Raw genomic sequence first — 20,752 nt, 5'->3', positions numbered from 1 at the left:
GATAACAGCTGCCCCTCTATTTTTTAATGATTTCTGCCACCCTGCCCACCTGGCCGTCAGTCAGCCTTACCTTGATTCCATGAGGGTGGAAAGAAGAATTAGTCAGAAGATCCTTGATAGTCCCCCTTGTCCTCGCCCCTGTCCGCTGATCCTTTTTCAATATGATATCAGCTTCCATTCCAGGCTTAACATGTTCACGATATTTGCCATTTTCAGACATGCATACAGCTCCTTTTCTATCTGCGCCGTCAAGCGCGCTTTTTGTTCTTCTATTCTAATGGTATAATAGGCAGAACACAAAATTAACACCTTATCCATTGGAGGAAGCATGCTTACTTTTGAAGAAAAATTAGCGATCATCGAGTCATTTCCCGAACTTGAAAGAAAAAATGTCTCTCTTGGCAGAGTCAATTTTCATTATGAAGAAAGCGCCATAGACAAGAAAAATGTCGTATACCATCTGCATCCGAACGGCAATGGCTTTGTTTTTGCAGAATATGTACAAAGTTATTCGCCTGACAGCAAAGGCATGGTGAACATCAGGGATTTCTCTGAATCGGAACTGCGCGATATCATTGCAAAATCGATCCAGTCCCTCTCCGGCCATGATGCCGAAGAAGCCCAGCCTGCTGCACAGATAGAAGAAACCTGGAGCAGTCCGGATGGTCAAACCCTTGTCCTCATAGAGGAAGATGAAATGTGGAATGTATATGCCGGCCTGAATCTGGACGCCGCTTTTCTATCTTATCGGGAAGCAAAAGAATATCTCGAAGAAGAAGGATTTAAACGGAGCTAATGCTAAGAGGCAGCCTAAATGGGCTGCCTTTTCATTTTTTCAGGCCCACAATCAGAAGTGACCATTTTGATTTGCAGGGAGGCCGTTATGGAGTATTCTTGCCACCCCTCTAATTGCCTCGTATTGTCCACCGGCTATTAGTAGAATGGATAATACTCTTTTCTGATTTCACTTGAAATGATTTCAGATACAGGGGCAATGCGGATGCCTTTTTCTTCAAACATCTCTTTCTCCTGAATGATGCCTGCCGAGCAGACCTTGCCAGTCACCCCGACATGACCGATTGCAATTCCTCTCCCCTGCTGCTCCGTGATCAGCGCCAGCTTCTTCATCTGCCGCCTGACATGGGAAACAGAAGAAATATCATCAAGAAATACATCCCTTTTGATAAGCGGCACCCCAAGCTCCTTTGCAATCATGGGAAACTTTGAATCAGGGCTTGTGCCGCTGTCCACAATATACAGCTTGCGTTCTTTAGCAATTTTTACGATTTCACGGACAATCCCTTCATCTTCTACCGCCCGAGAGCCCATATGATTATTGAGCCCCTTTGCATATGGGACACTGTCAATGGCTTCATTAACCCTTTTCCTAACTTCTTCAGAAGACAGATCGGTTGTGATCGGTTTTGGCCCAAGCCATGATTTCTTTCCCCTTTTAGGCTCCATTGGCAGGTGAACCATGATTTCAAATCCATTTTCGTGGGCCCATTCAGCATGCTGTGCCGTCTGGTCTGTGAATGGCATCACCGCTGCCGTAATCGGGATATCGCCTTCAAGGAAATCCTTTACGCCTCCGATGCCTCCTCCAAAATCATCAATGATGATAGCAGCCTTCCTTTCTTCCTGCTGGGTTTCGGCACTGGCAGTTGAGGCAAAGAAAGAACATAAGATAAGCAATACTGCAATTCTTTTCATATATCCTCCTGCTAATCGTTGTTCCTCTTACATTCCCCAGCGTGGTGCTTGTTCATTCATAGTCTGCAGGACTGCTTGGGATTAACTGAGTGTATATACATTCCAGCCCGGCAAAAAGCTTAAATATCCAGAAAAACACAGAAAAAGCCTGGCTGCTGCCAGGCCGGATTATTTTAATACACCTTTTTCCCGCGCTTCTTTAATCCATGACGGAAACTCATCAAGAAGATGGTCATACAATTCTTCATCGCTTACTTGCTCGATGTCCTTGAAATGATAGAAATTCGCATTATCAATATAGCGCCCTTCCATTGTATCCAATTTTTCCAGCACGTCGAAGTTGGAATCGCCAATCCCGACAAATTGCCAGAAAACAGGCTTGCCGGCCGATTTGACAATCGGTTTCTTGATCGTCTTTTTGCAGCCGCCATCATTGATAAAGACAATGAATGCAGGATCGCTGCTCGGATCTTCAACTGTATATTTTTGGATAACATCTTCCATGACAGGAGGCTCATCATTTCGCCCGAATTTATGGATTAGCTCATTATTCAGGATATATTCATTAACATAACCTTCAAAGTCATTTTCCGTCACCGGCTTCAGCCTTGAAAACTCATTATCATATACCCAAATATCGAGCATGCCGTCATCATCGAATTGGCTGGCCACGGCAAGAATCCGTTCCACCACTTTTTGAACCGTGCCATTCCGGTATAGCGTCCGCATCGAGCCTGAAATATCCAATACAAGACCGACTCTTGCCTGTACATGTGACAGCTTCTTCTTCTCCAGCACGATACCTGCTGTTTTCTTCATCAAGGATATACTCATACAGCACAACTCCCCGCTAAGATTATTTTTTCATACAGTCCTATCCGGCGCTCAATTATTGATAAATTTTTCAAAAACATATCCAAAATCTTTCACATGGTATTTTTTCCTGCTGTTCATCAGCCAGTTAAAAGCTGTTTCGTTCAACACCCTGAAATCATCTGTCAGATTTCCTTCCCTTGCCCCAGCAGTCCTGCCCAATGTTGAGGAGGCTACCTCAAGGCTCTTCTTGGCATATTCCATCGAATGCTCATTTTCCGCACAGATTTCAGAGATTTTAATCAATGCTTTATACAGGTCCTTCAGTTCTTCGATGAAGCGCTTATGTACATCTATGGAGAAAGAGGCAGAGCCTATTACAAATTTGATTTCTACGTCCAGGTCGACTGTGCCTGCTGTTTCCAGGTACACATTCGAAATTTGATGCTCCCGGAAGCTGTACCTTTTCAGGACCCTTTTCTTGCTCATCGCACTCGTTCCATCCAGATGGATGACCGCTTTGTTGGTAAAGCAATATTCATCTGATTTGGATTTGATCAAAAAATAGATTTTTTCATTATCCTCATGCATTACATAATCATCAGCATCGACCTTATCATAGTCAGCCGGCGAAATGACGCTGCCAATATCACTGATCCCAAGCACATCTGAAGCCACTCTTTTGAACATGTTCCTACCTCCGGAATTATAAGATTCTTCTTTATAGTCAGATTAATATTAGCATATTCAGGAAATTTCTTCACTATCAGCGTTATGCAGGCAGTCTCCTGCTTTACATGAAAAGCAGGAGACTGGCCCATACTATTTCAGGGAGGTGTGCATGATGAAGCTGATATTATTGTTCGGTCTGATGGCAGCAGCTGGAGGAATGGGTCCGGAACAGTTATCCTTGCTGCAGGAAGGCCAGTCTGTCATAGAAGTTCAGAAAGATGAATTTTCAGCCAATATACCCGGCCTGCCCCTGGCAGATGAAGATAAATTCAAAGCATTCCAGGCAAAAATGAACAGCCTTGCTTACAGGGAGCCGCAGGATGCCAAAGTAGGTCCAGGGGAAAGGATCATCCCTGAAAAACCTGGCAGCAAATTGAATCAGGATTTATTTGCGGTGCGTTTTTATACCCAATATTACCGCCCGGGATCAGGGCGGATTGATCTGCCGCTGCTCCCGGTCTATCCCAGGGTGGACAGCGAACTGCTCTTATCTGTAAAAGCACGCCAGATCGGCCAGTATGTGACGTATTTCAACTCCCATAATAAGGCGAGGACGCAGAATATCAGACTTGCAGCCGGATCGATAGACAGCATTGTTGTATTTCCGGGAGAGGTATTCTCATTTAATGAACAAGTCGGGAAGCGGACGGCAGCCAAGGGGTATCTTCCAGCCCCGGTGATTGTCAGGGGCGAGCTGTCCGAGGGAATCGGGGGCGGCATATGCCAGGTATCTTCAACCCTTTATAATGCTGTCGATAGCGCCGGGGCAAGCATCATCCAAAGATATTCCCACAGCAAGCGCGTCCCGTATGTCCCTTCCGGAAGAGACGCAACCGTAAGCTGGTACGGACCGGATTTCACCTTCAAAAATACCTACAATCAGCCAATCCTGATCCGCGCACAGGTATATGGAGGGACGCTTGCCATCAGGGTCTTTTCTTCGGATGCCGTCAAATATGAACCGCGTAACGTCCCAGGCGCAGCGAAATTCAGCGAAGAAGATGAGAAAGCTGCTGACTGAATAAAGGCCGGTCAGCAGCGCAAATGATTAGAGCACTCCGGAAAAGAGCCTGGAGAAAGACTCTTTTGTTCTCTCCCAGAGTCCGCGCTTATAATACTGTACAGGTGTGATCCGCACACTTTCCCGCATATCTTCTTCAAAATGCGCTGACAGGTCGCGGATAGAGCTGCAGCCAAGCAGGAAAACATTGACCTCGAAATTCAGGTGGAAGCTTCTCATATCCATATTGGCTGTTCCGACAGAAGCCATATTGCCATCAGCGATGATGATTTTCTGATGGAGAAATCCTTTTTGATAGGAATAAATCTCAACTCCATATCTGAGCAGCTCGGAAAAATAGGACCTGCTTGCATACTGGGTAAGGAAGCTGTCATTCTTTTCCGGAACCATGATCCTTACCTCCACCCCTTTTGCCGCCGCCACCCGCAGCGCAGTCCTGATTGCTTCGTTCGGAACGAAATACGGTGTGGCAATCCAAATCGACCTTTCTGCACTGGTGATCATCGAATAAAAGAAATCCCCCATGATTCCCTGCTGTGTATCAGGGCCGCTTGCAACCACCTGGATTGCGCCATTGATTTCATCTTCGCCGGCCGGTTCTTCGCTGATTGAATACTTGTCAAGGACCTGTTCACGGCTGACATACTCCCAATCGAGCAGGAATACCGTGTGCAGCGTGTAGACAGCCTCGCCTTCCAGCACCATATGGGTGTCGCGCCAGAATCCCATCGCTTCATCTTCCCCAAGATATTCAATGCCGACATTGAGCCCTCCTACAAAGCCGGTCTCTCCATCGATCACGACGATTTTGCGGTGGTTCCTGAAATTGATTTTCTGGTTGAAGAAGCCGAATTTCAAAGGCAGGAAGCAATGAACCTTGATGCCCGCTTCCTCCATCCTCTTAATTTCATTCACAGCCATCTTCATGCTGCCGGCAGCGTCGTACATGAAAAGGACCTCAACTCCTGCCTTTGATTTCTCGATGAGAATATCAATAATCTCTTTCCCGAGCCTGTCTGAGCGGAAGATATAGTATTGGATATGTATGAATTTTTTCGCTTCCTTCAGACGTGCCTTAAGTTCTTCAAACGTTTCTTCGCCATTTTTCAGCATCTCAGCCCTGGATGAAGTGCTGATGGGGGTCATGCTGGCATTGGCAGCAAACCTGGCAAAGTTCTGCTGATTATCCTGCAGAAATGTAAGGTCCGGCGACTCCTTCCGCTTCATCATCCTTTTCCACTGCTCTCTGTCATTGCTCCTTTTTGTCCGGAAAAGATATCCTTTCAGATAAAGCTGCCCCGAATATAAGTAGAACATATAGCCTGCCACCGGAATGAAGATCAGCACATACATCCAGAGGAGCGTATGGTGGGAAGTGCGGTTTTCAAGAATCAGCGAGTAGATGCTGACTAAAATAATAAAAGCATACAGCCCTGCACAGGCGAGCTTCCAGACATAGCCTGCACCAGTAAAAAACAGAACATACAGGGAAGCAGCCAATATAAGCAAAAAGACAAACTCTATTCTCTGTTTTTTCATCGGGATCATTCTCCAAGTCTATTGAAAGTTACCTTTTGTATACCCTTTGTGCCTTGAGAAGGAAACCTTGCTGGATTTGCCCCAGCTGCAGAAAAAACGGGCATTGCCCACAATGGCATGCCCGCTTGGCTTCATACAGCCGGAATTACTTCCTCATATTTTCCTGGTCTTTCAGCCTGTTCTGCTGGTCAGGCTTCCTTCCCTCTTTAAGCTTATCAGGCGCTTCTCCGCCGGAATGCTGCTTCCGTTCATATTCAAGCAGGCTTTCCTGGTTTTGGCCTTCCTTGTTATTTTCAGTCATGGGCTGTCCCTCCTAACGGTGTTTTTATCTTTATTCCCGAATAAAGGATTGGAAAACGCCTATTTGAACAGCTTTAAGTAAATGAATGCCCCTTTGCTTCCACCTGTGTTTTGGGGAGGATGATTTCAAAAACAGTCCCTTTATTGACCTCGCTGTTGACCTTGACAAAACCGCTGTGATTTTCGATGATTTTGAAACTGGTCATCAGGCCCAGGCCCGTCCCCTTCTCTTTTGTTGTATAAAAAGGCTCTCCCAGCGTGTGGATCCGGTCTGCAGGGATGCCCGTCCCTTCGTCTATGATAGTGACTGCCACATGCCCATCCTTCCTGTCCGCTGCCCTGATTGTAATGGTACCGCCATCCGGCATGGCTTCAGCTGAATTTTTTATCATATTGATAAATACCTGTTTCAGCTGATTTTCCTCACACCATATCTCCGTTTTTTCCAGATCAGGCCAGGTAATAATCTGGACATTATGGATCAGGCACTGCGGCTGAATCAGTACAACCACTTCCTGGATCAGCTTCTTTAGATCGCATACCTTATAAACCGCAGCAGCCGGTTTAGCGAGGACAAGGAATTCGCCCACAATCAGATTGATCCTGTCGAGTTCCGAGATGGCAATATCGGCATACTCCCGGTTCCCCTCCGCCCTAAGCAGCTGCATGAAGCCTTTGATGCTTGTCAGGGGATTGCGGATTTCATGGGCAATCCCTGCAGCCATCTGTCCGACCAGGGCCAGCTTCTCTGATTTTTGGAGAAGCAGGTCTGCCTGCTCCTTTTTCACCGTAATATCCTGGCCGATTGAGAGCACTGCTTTCCTGCCCTGAAAGGTCGTAAAAAGGGTGGAAACCTCAAAGTATATCTTCTTGCCGTCAAGCCTGGTGATTTTCTGTTCCCTTCGGCCGGCCGGAAGCTTTTCTTTATAGGTAATATCCAGTATCTTTTTGTATTGTAAGGCTTCAGCGGCTTCCATAAAATTAAACACTGACCTGCCGACCATTTCCTCTTTGCTCTCAGCAGCCACCATCTTCAGTGCTGCTTTGTTGGCATAGACAATTTTGTCATAATCCTGGATAATGACTGGCTCAGGCATCGTTTCGATCAGCTGCCTGTAAAAAGCTTCGTTCTCTTTTGCTTTCTCAGTGAGATATTTTAATTTGTCATACTGCCAGCCTACAAACCAGGCTATGATGGTGGCAATGGTGAAATCAACAATTTCCTTGTGCCATGGGTCATCGAAAATAAAAGCTTGCGTCAATGTGAATAGTATAGAAATGCTGACTAAAGCAAATTGGCCCGTTCTCTTCATTTATAACAATCCCTCTTCGGTGGATTTATGATATTCGGCAAAAACCCCTTTATCGCCTTAGTCAATACATTCTTTTTCCAGGGCAAAATTCCTTCCCAATATAAAAATATTCATATGATAAACGCTATGACAGCAAGTTCAATAGGCTTTTGCCCAGTAAACAAGCTCCTTCGCCTTTTGTCCGCAGCAAACGCACTCTTCTGAAATACGCTCCTGTTCAAAAGGGATGCAGCGGGAAGTCGCGCCAGTCTCATCCTTGATCCTGTCTTCACATTCTCTGCTTCCGCACCACATGGCTTTAATAAACCCTTGGTTTTCCTTCAGTGCCTCCTTGAATTCACCCATGCTTGCAGCACTTTCAGTTTTTTGCTCACGAAGCTCCCTCGCCTTTTCCAGCAAACTGGACTGGATATCTTCCAGCAGCCCGGCAATTGTTTGTTCCAGTCCATCGGCTGGAACAAACAGCTTTTCTCCTGTATCCCTCCGTACAAGCACAACCTGATTTTTCCCGATATCCTTCGGGCCGGCCTCCAGCCTGAGCGGGACACCCTTCATTTCATATTCATTGAACTTCCAGCCCGGCTTTTTGTCGCTGCTGTCAATTCCGGCCCTGAAAACCTTGCCCAGTTTCTCTTTCAGCTCATAGCAATAATCAAGCACACCTTCTTTATGCTGTGCCACAGGGACGATCATGACCTGGACCGGCGCAATGCGCGGCGGGATGATCAGCCCCCTGTTATCGCCATGGACCATGATCATGGCGCCGATGACTCTTGTCGTCAGCCCCCATGATGTCTGGTGCACATGCTGGAGCTCCCCTTCCCTGTCCGAATACTGGATGCCGAACGCCTTGGCAAAACCGTCCCCAAGATGATGCGAGGTTCCTGTCTGGAGTGCTTTTCCGTCATGCATCAAGCTTTCAATTGTGTAAGTGAATTTTGCGCCGGCGAATTTTTCCTTCTCTGTTTTCCGGCCCTTAAGAACCGGTATAGCCAGGACGTTCTCGCACAGATCGGCATACACATCAAGCATCCTTGTCGTTTCCTCGTGCGCATCCTCATCTGTCGCATGGCATGTATGGCCTTCCTGCCACAGGAACTCAAGCGTCCTTAAGAACGGGCGCGTCGTCTTTTCCCATCTGACCACATTGGCCCATTGATTGTACAGCTTAGGCAGGTCTCTGTAGGAATGGATGATATTTTTATAATGTTCGCAGAAAAGGACCTCAGACGTCGGCCTGACAACCAGACGCTCTGCCAGTTCCTCTGACCCGCCATGGGTCACCCATGCCACCTCTGGCGCAAAACCTTCAATATGGTCCTTTTCTTTCTGCAGGAGGCTCTCCGGAATGAAAAGGGGCATATAAACATTTTCATGCCCGGTTTCCTTGATCCTTCTGTCCAGTTCATTTTTTATATTGTCCCAGAGCGAATAGCCGTAAGGCCGGATGATCATCGACCCCCGGACACTTGAGTAATCGATCAGATCTGCCTTGGTTACCACATCTGTGTACCATTGGGCAAAATCCTCTTCCATATCCGTAATTTCTTTTACAAATTCTTTTGCCATGATTGCACCCCGTATTCTGATTAAGTGATGAAACGATAAACGCCTCCGCACCCGCCCTGGCCAGGGGAGGTGCGGCTGAAGCTTCTTGAAGAGTGCAGAAGTGCCGGCATTCTGCTGGAAAAATAAAAAAAGCCCCGATTTATAAAATAGGGACCAGATCATGGCGGTACCACCCTAATTTATAAAGCAAGGCTTTATACTCTCTTCATGATAACGGCATGTGCCGCTGCTGCCTTCAAACATCCGGCAGCGAACTCTGGGGCAGGTTCGGCAGCTGCCTATAGAAGCCTCCCACCGCCGGCTCCCTCTCTTGGATAGACATAGACTGTTTACTGATCCCCTTCATCGTTTCAGTTATTTTTCAGTATTATATACAGTGCATTGAATGATGTCAAACCTGTATTTTGTTAAAATTTCCGTTGTTTTGTTTTTGCTGGGCTTCTTGGAGTTGGATTCGGGCGTTAACTAAGGTGAAAAGCGGGTTTTGTTTTATGAGGGTTGAAAATAGCATTCTGGAGAGATTATGAACTAATTACATATAGAATTTGAAGGATTTCACCTGAATTATAGGTTGCTCTATCAATAATTTGAAGAATTCTACCTGAATTATGGGTTGTTCTATCAAAAATTTGAAGAACCCCACCCGAATTATGGGGTGTTCTATCAATAGTTTGAACGATCCTACCTGAATTATGGGTAACTCTATCAATAATTTGAAGGATTCTACCTAAATTTTGAGGTATTCTACCTAGTAATTGAATTATTCTACCTAAATTACGAGTTATTCTACCTAAAAACCCGAAGATTCTACCAAATAACAGCTATAATTTTTCCCATTTACACATATACCCAAATTATGCACACACAAAAAAACCGGCGCCCCCTAATAGAGAGCACCGGCCTGACACCAATTCATATATTCTGCTCCACTGACTGTTACAGAGCAGACAAATGCCCTGCAGCCGTCTTGCTGACAGCATCAAGCGCTTTATCAATATCGCTGGCAGACACGTCAAAATGGGTAGTGAATCTCACAGAAGACGGACCGAATGTAACGGCGCGGACCCCTTCCTTCTCAAGGCTGTCTACAAACTGCTCTGAGCTCAGGCCCAATTCCTTTACGTCTGCAACAATGATATTCGTATCTACCTGGTTGATGACGGAAATGCCTTTAATATTTTGGATGCCTTCAGCCAGCTTCCGGGCATTCTTATGGTCTTCATGAAGCCTTTGCCTCATCTGTGTCAGCGCAATCAGTCCTGGCGCTGCGATGATGCCGGCCTGCCTCATGCCTCCCCCGAGCCTTTTCCTCCAGATGCGGGCAGCCTGGATGAATTCCCTGCTTCCGGCGAGGATCGAACCGACTGGTGCCCCGAGCCCTTTAGACAGACAAACCTGGACCGTATCAGCATGCCGGGTGAAATCAGTAACCGGCCTTTCCAGGGCTGCAGCGGCATTGAACAGCCTTGCTCCATCCACATGGACAGGAATCTTATGCTGGCGGGCAATTGCATGGATCGCTTCCATATTTTCCACAGAAACAACAGCGCCTCCTGCACGGTTATGTGTATTTTCAAGGCAAATCAGCCCGGTTTCGGGGAAATGCTGGTCTTTGCCCCGGATGGCAGCTTCTATTGCTGCGGGATCCATTTCTCCCCGTTTTCCTGCAATCGTTCTTGTCTGGACACCGGCAAAAGCAGAGGCGGCACCTGACTCGTAATAGAAAATATGGGACTCTGCCTCGAGAAGGATCTCATTGCCTGGCCTTGTATGTGTAAGGATGGCTGCCTGATTTCCCTGGGTCCCGCTTGTCACGAGCAGGGCTGCTTCCTTTCCTAGTATGTCTGCGGCAGACTCTTCAAGCTTGATGATGGAAGGATCTTCCGCATAGACATCATCACCGACCTCTGCTTCATAAGCAGCTTTCCTCATTTCTTCTGTCGGCTTTGTCACTGTATCGCTTCTCAAATCTATCATCTTGATTCCTCCTGTCTTAATTCACTTTCCTGCCTAATCTGCTGTTCATAAATACATAGAATATAACCCATATGTATACCCAAATAAAAGCAAATGCATATCCTCCCGCCACATCGGTCGGATAGTGGACCTGAAGAACAATCCGGCTGATCCCGATTAAAAGGATCCAGAGGACAAAAGCAGCCGCCGCCAATATCCTGGCTCCCGCAGACTTCATTTCCTTTATGGCAAAAGAGGCTGTCAGCATATATAAAATGCCTCCTACCATCGCATGTCCGCTCGGGAAGCTGAGGCTGTTCACCTCCGTGATATGCCCGAGCTCCGGCCTCTCTCTGCCAAACAGGTCTTTCAGCCACTTGCTTGCCTCGTTCCCGATTGCAACGGCAAACACAAGGACAGCCATTCCCAGATAGTCTTTCTTTTTGAACCACAGCCATGCAAGCACTATAAGCGCCGCCAAGCCGATACCCTGCTTGTCTCCAAACCAGGTGAAAAATTCAAACAGCGGATAAGAAGAGGCCGAAAAAATGCCTGTCACAGCAGATGAGACAGCTCTGTCAAACCATAAAGATTTACCCCCTGATACTGAATAGCATATCAGCACTGCTGCAGCCACTGCTTTTATAACAGCTGCCAGCGCCGCTTTTGATTGTTTCAACTGCAAACCGGTACCATCTCCTCCAGCTACATTGTCATGCACTCTTAGAATATTATTCTAAAGTTTTTCAAATTTGAAGGCTTATTATCCTGCAATCCGTAAAAAAAATGTTATAATTTTCGAAACAGTAAAAATTAAAACACAAAGGAGAGTTAATATGATCAGCTCATTATTCAGCAGACTTGAAGACCATTACGAAGAAATGGTAGCGATCCGCCGCTATCTCCATCAGCATCCTGAACTTTCCTTTCAGGAAGAAAATACAGCAAAATACATAAAAGAATACTATGAAAAGCTGGGAATCGAAGTAAAAGGAAATGTCGGCGGTAACGGAGTCGTGGCCAAAGTGTACGGAGAAAAGCCCGGAAAAACGATTGCCCTCCGCGCGGACTTCGATGCCTTGCCGATACAGGACGAAAAGGATGTCCCTTATAAATCCCTGGTGCCGGGTGTCATGCATGCCTGCGGCCATGACGGACATACCGCGACACTGCTTGTACTGGGAAAAGTCCTTCATGAGCTGCGTTCAGAATTGGAAGGGACATATGTCCTGATCCACCAGCATGCCGAGGAATATGCACCGGGCGGGGCGGTTTCCATGATCAAGGATGGCTGCCTTGAAGGCGTGGACGCCATTTTCGGCACCCACTTATGGGCGTCTGAACCGACAGGAAAGATCCAATACCGGACCGGTCCTTTCATGGCTGCAGCAGACCGCTTCGAAATCACTGTACAGGGAAAGGGCGGACACGGAGCCCAGCCTCATAAAACGAAGGATGCCATTGTGACAGCCTCCCAGCTTGTCGTCAACCTCCAGCAGATTGTCAGCCGCAAGGTCGATCCTATCGACTCAGCCGTCGTTACCGTCGGATCTTTTGTCGCACAAAATGCCTTCAATGTCATTGCCGACAAAGCTAAATTGGAAGGAACGGTGCGCACCTTCAGCGAACAGGTGCGGAACGATATTGAAGAAGAATTGGAAAGAGTCGTGAAAGGTACCTGCTATACTGCTGACAGCACATACAGCTATGCCTATCACCGCGGTTATCCGGCTGTCATCAACCATGAAGAAGAAACCAGCTTCCTTGCCGAGTGCGCAAGATCGATACCTGATGTCAAGGAAGTCGTTGAAACAGCACCGGAAATGGGCGGCGAGGATTTTGCTTATTATCTTCAGCATGTAAAAGGCACATTCTTCTTCACAGGAGCGAAGCCTCTCAGCGATGATGCGGCTTACCCGCACCATCACCCAAGATTCGATATTGATGAAAAGGCACTGCTGATTGCTGCAAAGACACTGGGCTCTGCGGCACTGCAATACCATAAGGTCGAGTCTCAGGAAAACGTTACAGTATGAGCAAAAAGCATCCGCCGATGATTTCGGAGGATGCTTTTTTGCTTTATTTTTTTATAAAGCGGAGCCTGTAAGCGTTCCGTGCCGTCTCCCCAAGCTGGTCAAGCAGATTATAATTCGCATACGCCCCCGCAACCGCCCCTATGCCCGGTAGCAGCTGCAGCATTTTGGCAAAATCTATATAATCCCGGTACTCCTGCTGGAACTCGCGCCATTCCATATCCTTCAGCTCTTTCACTTTGTTATCCCAGTCTTCAATGACAGCCAATGTTTCCCGCCTTTTTTCATCACTTGAAAACGCAAGCTGAAACACATGCAGGATAAAAAGGCGCTCCTCATATTCTCCAGGATCAAAGCCATAAATGGCTGAAGCTTCAAAAAGAAATTTCATTTTGATTGAAAGCAGCAGCGGAAAGTCGGCAAGTCCCAGAAGGATGCCGCCTGCCCCTGTCCCCGCTCCCTCGATAGTGGCGGTCTTTCGGTATACAGCCAGCTTTTCGTCCAATTTCCCGTCCATCTCCGCAAGGCTCAGCCCTGCCTCCAGCTTTTTCCTGGTGGTCAGATTGGAGCCTGCCAGCGTCGCTTTGACCATATTCTTGATTCCTTCGGTGATGACCGCATGTGCTTTCTCCGGGATATAGCTGTTAATTTTAGTTTGTGCCTTTTTGGAAAGCCGGTTCAGCATCCCTGAACGCTTGAGCAGCTTTCTTCTCCACTCCTCCAGCTCCCGCATAACCTGCTGTTCATACTCATTCATTAGGCACACCCTTTCCCCTGATTCAACTTTTAGTATGTTCCTAATACTACGTTTTTCTCCTGGAAAGGTTTCAAAAGGCAGAAAAAGCCCCGTTCAAAAAACGGGGCCAATAAGATCAGTTTTTCAGTTTCCTTCTGCTGTAAATATTCGCAAACACCCATGAAAATACAGCACCTGCTGCCGCACTGGCAAGAGCGGCCAGCCCGTCTCCCTTCAGCAGCACAATCAGTGAAAGGATGATGGTCTGCAGATACAGGATTGCAGAGAGGAGTGAGGTAAAGGCTTTTTCCCGCCACTCATCCTTCAGCGGGTAAAGCTGGATCCAGAGTTTGTTCTCATGATGGTTTCTGAGCGGCAGCAGCTGGAATCCCGTCAAATAGAGGAATAACAGCACAAGAAGGATCTGCCCCATCCCGAATGAAATCAAATAAAGCGCTGCTGCACCAATCACGGTCAGCCTGATGAACAGGCCAAAATAATCACCTGACCGGATGAAGGTGCGCATATATAAATGCGGATACAGCTTATCCTGCCCATATGGGATCCTGTTTGCCAGCCAGTCCAGCCATTTGCGCCGCTTCACTCTATCTTTAAGCTTCGGCACATCGGTAAACAGATTGGCAAGACGGTAAAAGGATGTCATCCTCCTCTCTTCCTGCTCAATGAGATATTCCCATTTCAGTCCCTTAGGTTCTGTCTGTTTCCTGAAATACAGCCATAAAACCAAAAGGACTGCCGGTACAGGAAGCAGGAACAGAATGCCGGCATTTGAAAATAGAAGATACAGAAATGCTGTATTGAGGCAATACCTGATAACAGAGTCAATCACTTTTGTATTTTTTTCAACATAATACTGGACATGCCAGCGGATCAGAAGATTCAGCAGCTTTACAGCAAGCGAGCAGACCAGAAAGAAAAGGAACGGCTTAAAGCTTCCTTCATTTACAACCGCGTACATCGGCATAAATATCCCGAGGCCCATCAGCAGCAGATAGGTCTGTACGGCCCAGCTGACACCCAGTGACCTGCGGAAATAGCCTGAGAGCCTGTTTTCCACAGGCAGCAGGAAGATCTTATCTGCTTCTGTCAAGAAAGTATAAACAGGGCTGTATGTCAGCAATATCCCCAGCAGGACAGCCATGATCACAGCTGCAGGAAAATCTTCCGGAACGCCTTTAAGCCATTCCTGATAATAAAAGGCGGCCATGCCGAATAGAAATACGAGCACAATGACAATATGCCCGTTCAATATATAGCGGAGATAGCGGCTCAGTTCCTTGAGCCCGCCTCCGAATCTGTTTCTCCACAGCTTTCCTTCATCAAACATAATCTTCTTCCTTTGTCAGCTGGATATATAAATCATCAAGCGTGGCGCCAGGCATGGAGAACTGCTGCTGCAGCTCAGAAAGTGTCCCTGCCGCTCTCACTTTGCCCTCGTGGAGAATAACAAAACGGTCGCAATACCGTTCTGCTGTCGCCAGGATATGGGTGGACATCAAAATGCCCGCCCCTTCCTCTTTCATCTTCTTCATCAGGTCAAGAAGCGATTGGATGCCAAGCGGATCCAGGCCGACAAATGGTTCGTCAACTATGTATAATGAAGGCTGCACCAGGAAAGCGCACATGATCATGACCTTTTGCTTCATCCCTTTTGAAAAATGGGCAGGGAACCATTTCAGCCGCTTCTCCATCCGGAATTCCTTCAGGAGGCCTTTCATCCTTTCCTGATATTCCTTTTCTTCGAGTCCATAAGCCATCGCCGTCATCCTCAAATGCTCCTCCAGCGTCAGTTCATCATAAAGGATCGGGGTTTCCGGCACAAACGCGAATTTCCTTCTGTAAGCCTCTTTGTCCTTGGGAAATGGAGATCCATCGATTGTGATCTCCCCGGAATGCGGCTCCATCAGCCCGATGACATGCTTGATCGTCGTACTTTTCCCTGCTCCATTCAATCCGATCAGGCCGACGATTTCATTTGCATTAACAGTGAAGGATACATCCTTTAGAACAGGATTCCTGGTATAGCCTCCTGTTATATTTTTAATATTCAATAAAGACATTCCAAAACGCCCTTCCATCTATCGTGATGCTTCTAGTGTAACAAAATGGCTGCTTCAGCAAAAGATTGAAGCAGATGCCAGGGACAAAATTAATTTCGTCTGCATATCTCCTCTTTCAATGGGCATTATAATCTATGAAGGGGAAAGATGATTTTCATCAATTGAAATGAGGTGTCTGTCAAAGACAATTTTCATTCAATATAAGCTTCCAGCGTTACTATAAGGGGATGGTTGCATTGCACAGGAGTGCCAATTAACCAGATACTTGGAACACATGACATTCTTCTGGAATGAGGTGTTTATCAAAGACCCATCAGCCAGCTTTATAAGTTGTGAAACCTATAAAGAAATAAGGGGATGGTACGCTTGAACAAGGATCAGATCTCTCAATAAAGCACTAGCCATTTTTTAAAAAATGAGGTGTTTGTCGCAGAGAATAACCTGTAATAGAACGTTTCAGCGAAGTGATTTCCCCTTCAGAAGGAGCAGGATCCGCACCGGGTCCTGCTTTCTTTATGCTTAAATGCCGCACTTATTTAACTTGGATGCTCTCTTCAAATATTCCGGCGGCGGGAAGATCGGTCCGGGCGGCAGCCTGCTCAATTTTCCGGCAGGCAAGCTCTGCAGCTGTTTCCACATAACCCGCAATCTGTTCAAAAGTGAAAACAGACAGCGGCGCAGCCAGTACCTCCTCACCATACTCCATATCAGATAGGCAATACGGGACAAAAACAGAAACGGCATGGGACGGCACTTCCTCCAGCTCAGGCAGTTCCCTGTTCTCCTGCAGGCGAGAAGCCAGCTCTTTGCTTCCATAAGCAGCGAGAAGCTTTCCGTTAAGAAGCCCGAAATCTCCATGGTAGAGAGCTAATACCCGCTCATCCCTTTCCAGCCTGTTGCGCAGCCATGGCAGATAAAACCCTTTAAGCCAAATATCATCGGCAACCAGATGCGCATAATATCCAAGGATATAGGCATGATTGCCTGCATCACGGTACTTTTTAAGAAACGCTTCATAATCAATCGACCTTGAGAAATCTTCAGTGTTCCCCCTGTAAAAATGAGACAGCTCCTTTGGCGAAACCGCATCCGGGGCAATCCCGCCGAGCAAAAAGGAAGCCTTATCCCTGATCTTTAATTTCTCAGCAGCCATATCGGCTGCCAGCAGATGCATGATTCTTGACCCCATCCTGATTCTCCTTCCGCCTGATTCCCGTTTCTTTGTATCTTCGCCGCCCCACCGCTGTTTCCTTTATTATTTTTTAATACTGCTTTATTGGCGAATGATTTCTCCTCACCTTCCCTGGTATGGTAAAATATTGAGAAAACGAAAGGACAGGTGCCATTATGCAGGATTGTATTTTTTGCAAAATCATCAATGGGGAAATTCCCTCAGCGAAAATTTATGAAAATGAACATGTATATGCTTTCCTGGACATCAGCCAGGTTACAAAGGGCCATACACTAGTCGTCCCGAAAGTACATAAAGAAAATCTTTACGAGCTGACTCCCGAAATCGCAGCACGCCTTTATGAGTCGGTTCCTGCCATCGCCAGCGCCATCAAAGAAGAATTTGACCCGATTGGGCTCAATACACTGAATAACAATGGTGAAGCAGCAGGACAGTCGGTATTCCATTTTCATCTGCATCTCATCCCCCGCTATGGAAAAGGCGATGGATTCGGCGCTGTCTGGAAAACACACCAGGATGAATACTCTCCCGATGATCTGAAGAAAATTGCCGGAGGCATCAGCAGCCATCTTTAATAGCAGAGAAAAAAACCGCACTGAGCCGGAAACCGGCTTGAGTGCGGTTTTTTTGTAGCATGGAGATACAGCTGGTCCGGCAGCGGTGCCCCTTCTTTGAATATCCTCTATCCCAATTGCCGCCTCTATAATTAACATCATTTTCAAAACAGAAACTGCATAACAGGAACTCTCTGATTATTTTTAAAACATTCCCACTTTTTTGTTTACTTTCTTCCTGTATTTGATAGGATGAAATAAAGTTTTTATTCTTTAAAGCACTATAGGGAGGTAGGATGATGAAGCGTGCATTGAATTTTAATGCAGGACCGGCGGCCCTCCCTCTTCCTGTACTGGAAGAGGCGCAGCGGAACTGGCTTGATTTTAACGGGACTGGAATGAGTGTGATGGAGCTCAGCCACAGGAGCCGGGAATATGAGGACGTTCATGAAGGTGCGAAAACACTGCTCCGCCGGATTCTGGGTGTTCCGGATGATTATGAGGTCCTCTTTCTCCAGGGAGGGGCGAGCCTTCAATTCTCCATGCTGCCGATGAATCTTTTGGCGGAAGGCAAAACAGGCTATTACGCCCTGACAGGTTCTTGGGCTGAAAAAGCCATGAAAGAAGCTGCCAAAATCGGCAAAACGGCAGCGGCTGCATCCAGCAAGGAAGATTCATACCGCTATATTCCAGAGCTCTCCGCACTGAATGAACTGAAGGATGCTGCATACCTCCACCTTACGAGCAACAACACGATCTACGGCACTCAATGGCAGGAATTCCCTGAGGCAGATGTTCCTCTTGCTGCCGATATGTCAAGCGACATTATGAGCAGAGAAATAGATGTAAGCAAATTTGATATCATTTATGCCGGAGCCCAAAAGAATTTAGGCCCTTCAGGCGTAACCGCAGTGATCATGAAAAAAAGTCTGCTTTCAGGGCCGCGCGGGGACCTTCCCGTCATGCTCGACTATTTCACCCACAGCAAGAGCCAATCTCTTTATAATACACCCCCGACGCTTGCCATTTATATGCTGAAGCTGGTGCTCGAGTGGGTGGAAAAAGAAGGCGGGCTTGCCGCTATCGCTGAAAGGAACAAGCAGAAAGCGGAGCTGATATACAGCAGCATCGATGACAGCGAAGGATTTTATCAGGGGCATAGCAGGAAGGACAGCCGCTCTCATATGAATATCACGTTTAATCTTCATTCTGAAGGTGCTGCAGGCCAATTCCTCCAGGCAGCAAGTGAAGCAGGCTTCGTGGGGCTGAATGGCCACAGGTCAATCGGCGGCTGCCGGGCATCCATTTATAATGCTGTCCCGCTTGAACATGCAGAGCAATTAGCCCGATTTATGAGAAATTTCAAAAATAAATATTAATCAAAACATATTCCGTTTCATCTCATTTGATAGTGTGGTATAATACGGATAACTTTTCGCTGCAGGCAATAGTGCACTGCAGGAAGAGAAATGAGCGAGAATAGCTGAGAAGAGGAGAGGTTAGAATTGAATACAAAGAATTTAGTTGCTTTATCATTGCTTATTGGAATGGGTGCTGTGCTTCATGCCGTAGTTCCCGGATTTTTCCTGGGAATGAAGCCTGACATGATGCTCACCATGATGTTCATCGGGATCATCCTTTTCCCTGAAAAGAAAAGCGTGCTTTTGCTGGGCGTTGCGACAGGACTGATGTCAGCCTTGACGACTACTTTTCCAGCAGGTCAGATTCCAAACATCATCGATAAGCCAATTACTGCTTTCGTATTTTTCGGTTTGTTTTTAGCAGTTAAGAAGTTTAATGGTTCAGTTGTTACCGCAGCAGTCCTGACTGCCGCCGGCACCATTATCTCAGGAACCATTTTCCTGACTTCCGCCCTTCTGATTGCAGGACTGCCGGGAACCTTCGCCGCCCTGTTCGCCGGCGTCGTACTCCCAGCAGCAGCTGTCAATACAATCGTGATGATCATTCTTTACCCGATCGCCATGAGCATCACCAAAAGGACAAAACTGACAGCAAGCCACACATAAAACCTCTCTTTAAAAAGAGAAAAGAAAAAGGGTTATGGAAAGATGTTTTATCTTCCGTTTCCCTTTTTCTTTATGTGTATAGATACGTTGATACTAGTCAATTTAATTACCTACCAAGATAATTACAGATACCATAAAAATTTTAAAACCCCTGTTAATTGGAGTGCAAGGCACGTTGACTCCTGCGGGATCGCAGCGGAAATGTTAGACCGCGCAGACGCGAAGCGCGAGGAGGCTAAGGCTCCGCCCCGCGGAAAGCGAAGTGCCTGGAACGGAAATTAACAGCCCCGTTCCAGCCAGCAGCCTTAGAATCTAATCTTAAGATTGGATGCAGTTAAGTGTTCAGAAACCTTTTCCGAGCATTTTTCATTAGGAAAATCCAGTCACAATAAAAGCCAGCAGAAAGAAAACAGCCCCAGCCCCTGCAAGCGCCCCTGCCCTTTTCTTTAAAATTGCTTTAGGAGGATATACGCCAGGCTTTTTAGAAGCCAGCATATAATACACCGCCCCCAGGAACAAAACCCCGCACAAGGCAAACAACAGCGATGCTGCTCCGTTCAAATAACCACCCCTTCCACCGGTTGAATACCCGCTATTCCATCTTTATTCAAAATGAAAGATACCTATGAACAAATGCCCCGGCAATGTTTAAGCAATGCAAAGTTGTGATAAAGGAAAAGTAGCATAACAGCCTGAACATTAGAGGAATATGTTGTCAAACGCAGAATTGATATAAAAAGGACTCAGAGGTGATAATAATGAAAGCCAAATCCTTATTGCTGGGATTCCTGATCGGAGGAACGGCGGCCGGCATCAGCACATTGCTGTCTGCTCCCGCATCCGGCAGGGACACCCGGAAGATGATCAAAGACAATAAAGAAGCAGTCGGCAGCCAGCTGGCAGAGCTTAAGACAGATTTCATGGACTTGAAAAGATCCGCTTCCTATGCTTCGATCCAGGGAAAATCACACCTGGGTGATTTCGTATCTGACATCAAACACTCTGTATCTGATTGGCAGAACGCAATCCGCCCGCAAAAGCTGGAACTGCAAAGAGATCTTCAATCAATCGAGCAGTCATTGACAGAGCTTGAAAATTCTATTGGAAGTTCAAAATCCGGCTCTCACTGAAGCTAAAAAAAAATCCTTCTTTTTTTGAAGAAAAATCCTTCAA

22 protein-coding genes and 1 other annotated feature are annotated in these 20,752 nt (G+C 46.7%); of the genes, 7 read left to right on the top strand and 15 right to left on the bottom strand.

Going from position 1 to position 20,752, the window contains the following annotated elements:
- Positions 1 to 16 precede the first annotated feature (16 nt).
- Positions 17 to 220, bottom strand: coding sequence for a YwbE family protein (locus AC4E8B_RS07140; RefSeq protein WP_490217892.1), 204 nt, complete (start codon positions 218 to 220; stop codon positions 17 to 19).
- A 108-nt stretch (positions 221 to 328) separates the two neighbouring features.
- On the opposite strand from AC4E8B_RS07140, the gene AC4E8B_RS07135 reads away from it, so the two are divergent.
- The gene (locus AC4E8B_RS07135) at positions 329 to 796 is read left to right on the top strand and encodes a hypothetical protein (protein WP_490217891.1); all 468 of its coding nucleotides are present in this window, start codon (positions 329 to 331) and stop codon (positions 794 to 796) included.
- Between the two features lie 137 nt (positions 797 to 933).
- Here the strand turns inward: AC4E8B_RS07135 and AC4E8B_RS07130 are convergent, their stop codons facing one another.
- The 3 genes from AC4E8B_RS07130 to AC4E8B_RS07120 form a co-directional block, all read right to left on the bottom strand.
- Positions 934 to 1,713, bottom strand: a complete 780-nt coding sequence (locus tag AC4E8B_RS07130) for a divergent polysaccharide deacetylase family protein (protein WP_490217890.1) — start codon at positions 1,711 to 1,713, stop codon at positions 934 to 936.
- A gap of 168 nt (positions 1,714 to 1,881) precedes the next feature.
- A complete protein-coding gene (locus AC4E8B_RS07125) occupies positions 1,882 to 2,547 on the bottom strand; it encodes a vWA domain-containing protein (RefSeq protein ID WP_490217889.1) in 666 nt (221 codons plus the stop codon).
- Between the two features lie 51 nt (positions 2,548 to 2,598).
- Positions 2,599 to 3,216, bottom strand: a complete 618-nt coding sequence (locus AC4E8B_RS07120; RefSeq protein WP_490217888.1) for a PH domain-containing protein — start codon at positions 3,214 to 3,216, stop codon at positions 2,599 to 2,601.
- Between the two features lie 151 nt (positions 3,217 to 3,367).
- Between AC4E8B_RS07120 and AC4E8B_RS07115 the strand changes: the two genes are divergently transcribed.
- Entirely contained in the window at positions 3,368 to 4,279 is a 912-nt protein-coding gene (locus AC4E8B_RS07115; protein WP_490217887.1) for a VanW family protein, read from the top strand.
- 27 nt (positions 4,280 to 4,306) lie between these two features.
- On the opposite strand, the gene cls is transcribed toward AC4E8B_RS07115, so the two are convergent.
- The 6 genes from cls to AC4E8B_RS07085 form a co-directional block, all read right to left on the bottom strand.
- Positions 4,307 to 5,818: a cardiolipin synthase gene (gene cls / locus AC4E8B_RS07110; protein WP_490217886.1), complete on the bottom strand. Its 1,512-nt coding sequence runs from the start codon at positions 5,816 to 5,818 to the stop codon at positions 4,307 to 4,309.
- 145 nt (positions 5,819 to 5,963) lie between these two features.
- Entirely contained in the window at positions 5,964 to 6,119 is a 156-nt protein-coding gene (locus tag AC4E8B_RS07105) for a hypothetical protein (RefSeq protein ID WP_490217885.1), read from the bottom strand.
- Positions 6,120 to 6,192: 73 nt separating this feature from the next.
- Positions 6,193 to 7,431: an ATP-binding protein gene (locus tag AC4E8B_RS07100; RefSeq protein ID WP_490217884.1), complete on the bottom strand. Its 1,239-nt coding sequence runs from the start codon at positions 7,429 to 7,431 to the stop codon at positions 6,193 to 6,195.
- Positions 7,432 to 7,569: 138 nt separating this feature from the next.
- The gene (gene proS / locus AC4E8B_RS07095; protein ID WP_490217883.1) at positions 7,570 to 9,000 is read right to left on the bottom strand and encodes a proline--tRNA ligase; all 1,431 of its coding nucleotides are present in this window, start codon (positions 8,998 to 9,000) and stop codon (positions 7,570 to 7,572) included.
- Positions 9,001 to 9,145: 145 nt separating this feature from the next.
- Positions 9,146 to 9,355, bottom strand: a binding site (T-box leader).
- 581 nt (positions 9,356 to 9,936) lie between these two features.
- On the bottom strand, positions 9,937 to 10,977 hold the full coding sequence (locus AC4E8B_RS07090) for a threonine aldolase family protein (RefSeq protein WP_490217882.1): 1,041 nt from the start codon (positions 10,975 to 10,977) through the stop codon (positions 9,937 to 9,939).
- Between the two features lie 16 nt (positions 10,978 to 10,993).
- On the bottom strand, positions 10,994 to 11,635 hold the full coding sequence (locus AC4E8B_RS07085) for a phosphatase PAP2 family protein (RefSeq protein ID WP_490217881.1): 642 nt from the start codon (positions 11,633 to 11,635) through the stop codon (positions 10,994 to 10,996).
- Between the two features lie 157 nt (positions 11,636 to 11,792).
- Between AC4E8B_RS07085 and AC4E8B_RS07080 the strand changes: the two genes are divergently transcribed.
- Positions 11,793 to 12,992 carry a M20 family metallopeptidase gene (locus tag AC4E8B_RS07080; protein WP_490217880.1) on the top strand — a complete coding sequence of 400 codons (1,200 nt, stop codon included), beginning with the start codon at positions 11,793 to 11,795 and terminating at the stop codon, positions 12,990 to 12,992.
- Positions 12,993 to 13,035: 43 nt separating this feature from the next.
- Here AC4E8B_RS07080 and AC4E8B_RS07075 read toward each other — a convergent pair whose 3' ends face one another.
- The 4 genes from AC4E8B_RS07075 to AC4E8B_RS07060 all read right to left on the bottom strand — a co-directional run bounded on the left by AC4E8B_RS07075 (position 13,036) and on the right by AC4E8B_RS07060 (position 16,995).
- On the bottom strand, positions 13,036 to 13,746 hold the full coding sequence (locus AC4E8B_RS07075; RefSeq protein WP_490217879.1) for an EcsC family protein: 711 nt from the start codon (positions 13,744 to 13,746) through the stop codon (positions 13,036 to 13,038).
- Between the two features lie 115 nt (positions 13,747 to 13,861).
- Positions 13,862 to 15,073, bottom strand: a complete 1,212-nt coding sequence (locus tag AC4E8B_RS07070) for an ABC transporter permease (RefSeq protein WP_490217878.1) — start codon at positions 15,071 to 15,073, stop codon at positions 13,862 to 13,864.
- Positions 15,066 to 15,806: an ABC transporter ATP-binding protein gene (locus AC4E8B_RS07065; RefSeq protein WP_490217877.1), complete on the bottom strand. Its 741-nt coding sequence runs from the start codon at positions 15,804 to 15,806 to the stop codon at positions 15,066 to 15,068. Before AC4E8B_RS07065 ends, AC4E8B_RS07070 begins: the two co-directional genes overlap by 8 nt.
- 532 nt (positions 15,807 to 16,338) lie before the next feature.
- Positions 16,339 to 16,995, bottom strand: a complete 657-nt coding sequence (locus tag AC4E8B_RS07060) for a zinc dependent phospholipase C family protein (protein ID WP_490217876.1) — start codon at positions 16,993 to 16,995, stop codon at positions 16,339 to 16,341.
- Between the two features lie 158 nt (positions 16,996 to 17,153).
- Here AC4E8B_RS07060 and AC4E8B_RS07055 point away from each other — a divergent pair, with 158 nt between their 5' ends.
- The 3 genes from AC4E8B_RS07055 to AC4E8B_RS07045 all read left to right on the top strand — a co-directional run bounded on the left by AC4E8B_RS07055 (position 17,154) and on the right by AC4E8B_RS07045 (position 19,579).
- Complete coding sequence (locus AC4E8B_RS07055) at positions 17,154 to 17,573, top strand: HIT family protein (RefSeq protein ID WP_490217875.1); 420 nt, start codon at positions 17,154 to 17,156, stop codon at positions 17,571 to 17,573.
- 278 nt (positions 17,574 to 17,851) lie between these two features.
- Positions 17,852 to 18,931: a 3-phosphoserine/phosphohydroxythreonine transaminase gene (gene serC, locus AC4E8B_RS07050; protein ID WP_490219553.1), complete on the top strand. Its 1,080-nt coding sequence runs from the start codon at positions 17,852 to 17,854 to the stop codon at positions 18,929 to 18,931.
- A gap of 126 nt (positions 18,932 to 19,057) precedes the next feature.
- Complete coding sequence (locus tag AC4E8B_RS07045; RefSeq protein ID WP_490217874.1) at positions 19,058 to 19,579, top strand: tryptophan transporter; 522 nt, start codon at positions 19,058 to 19,060, stop codon at positions 19,577 to 19,579.
- Between the two features lie 369 nt (positions 19,580 to 19,948).
- On the opposite strand, the gene yhzF is transcribed toward AC4E8B_RS07045, so the two are convergent.
- Positions 19,949 to 20,140, bottom strand: a complete 192-nt coding sequence (gene yhzF, locus AC4E8B_RS07040) for a membrane protein YhzF (protein ID WP_490217873.1) — start codon at positions 20,138 to 20,140, stop codon at positions 19,949 to 19,951.
- Between the two features lie 197 nt (positions 20,141 to 20,337).
- Between yhzF and AC4E8B_RS07035 the strand changes: the two genes are divergently transcribed.
- Positions 20,338 to 20,709 carry a YtxH domain-containing protein gene (locus AC4E8B_RS07035; protein WP_490217872.1) on the top strand — a complete coding sequence of 124 codons (372 nt, stop codon included), beginning with the start codon at positions 20,338 to 20,340 and terminating at the stop codon, positions 20,707 to 20,709.
- Positions 20,710 to 20,752 lie beyond the last annotated feature (43 nt).

Source organism: Bacillus sp. SRL543, assembly GCF_984799205.1.
The sequence above is the reverse complement of the archived record's forward strand: the minus strand, read 5'-3'. Positions and strand labels throughout refer to the sequence as shown.

Excerpts from the sequence above, each read along its gene's own strand:
- AC4E8B_RS07105 (WP_490217885.1), bottom strand. The coding sequence starts at position 6,119 with ATGACTGAAAATAACAAGGAAGGCCAAAACCAGGAAAGCCTGCTTGAA.
- AC4E8B_RS07135 (WP_490217891.1), top strand. The coding sequence starts at position 329 with ATGCTTACTTTTGAAGAAAAATTAGCGATCATCGAGTCATTTCCCGAA.
- AC4E8B_RS07070 (WP_490217878.1), bottom strand. The coding sequence starts at position 15,073 with ATGTTTGATGAAGGAAAGCTGTGGAGAAACAGATTCGGAGGCGGGCTC.
- serC (WP_490219553.1), top strand. The coding sequence starts at position 17,852 with ATGAAGCGTGCATTGAATTTTAATGCAGGACCGGCGGCCCTCCCTCTT.
- AC4E8B_RS07115 (WP_490217887.1), top strand. The coding sequence starts at position 3,368 with ATGATGAAGCTGATATTATTGTTCGGTCTGATGGCAGCAGCTGGAGGA.
- AC4E8B_RS07090 (WP_490217882.1), bottom strand. The coding sequence starts at position 10,977 with ATGATAGATTTGAGAAGCGATACAGTGACAAAGCCGACAGAAGAAATG.
- AC4E8B_RS07060 (WP_490217876.1), bottom strand. The coding sequence starts at position 16,995 with ATGGGGTCAAGAATCATGCATCTGCTGGCAGCCGATATGGCTGCTGAG.
- AC4E8B_RS07140 (WP_490217892.1), bottom strand. The coding sequence starts at position 220 with ATGTCTGAAAATGGCAAATATCGTGAACATGTTAAGCCTGGAATGGAA.
- proS (WP_490217883.1), bottom strand. The coding sequence starts at position 9,000 with ATGGCAAAAGAATTTGTAAAAGAAATTACGGATATGGAAGAGGATTTT.
- AC4E8B_RS07035 (WP_490217872.1), top strand. The coding sequence starts at position 20,338 with ATGAAAGCCAAATCCTTATTGCTGGGATTCCTGATCGGAGGAACGGCG.
- AC4E8B_RS07125 (WP_490217889.1), bottom strand. The coding sequence starts at position 2,547 with ATGAGTATATCCTTGATGAAGAAAACAGCAGGTATCGTGCTGGAGAAG.
- AC4E8B_RS07130 (WP_490217890.1), bottom strand. The coding sequence starts at position 1,713 with ATGAAAAGAATTGCAGTATTGCTTATCTTATGTTCTTTCTTTGCCTCA.
- AC4E8B_RS07120 (WP_490217888.1), bottom strand. The coding sequence starts at position 3,216 with ATGTTCAAAAGAGTGGCTTCAGATGTGCTTGGGATCAGTGATATTGGC.
- AC4E8B_RS07080 (WP_490217880.1), top strand. The coding sequence starts at position 11,793 with ATGATCAGCTCATTATTCAGCAGACTTGAAGACCATTACGAAGAAATG.
- AC4E8B_RS07100 (WP_490217884.1), bottom strand. The coding sequence starts at position 7,431 with ATGAAGAGAACGGGCCAATTTGCTTTAGTCAGCATTTCTATACTATTC.
- AC4E8B_RS07065 (WP_490217877.1), bottom strand. The coding sequence starts at position 15,806 with ATGTCTTTATTGAATATTAAAAATATAACAGGAGGCTATACCAGGAAT.
- AC4E8B_RS07075 (WP_490217879.1), bottom strand. The coding sequence starts at position 13,746 with ATGAATGAGTATGAACAGCAGGTTATGCGGGAGCTGGAGGAGTGGAGA.
- AC4E8B_RS07055 (WP_490217875.1), top strand. The coding sequence starts at position 17,154 with ATGCAGGATTGTATTTTTTGCAAAATCATCAATGGGGAAATTCCCTCA.
- cls (WP_490217886.1), bottom strand. The coding sequence starts at position 5,818 with ATGAAAAAACAGAGAATAGAGTTTGTCTTTTTGCTTATATTGGCTGCT.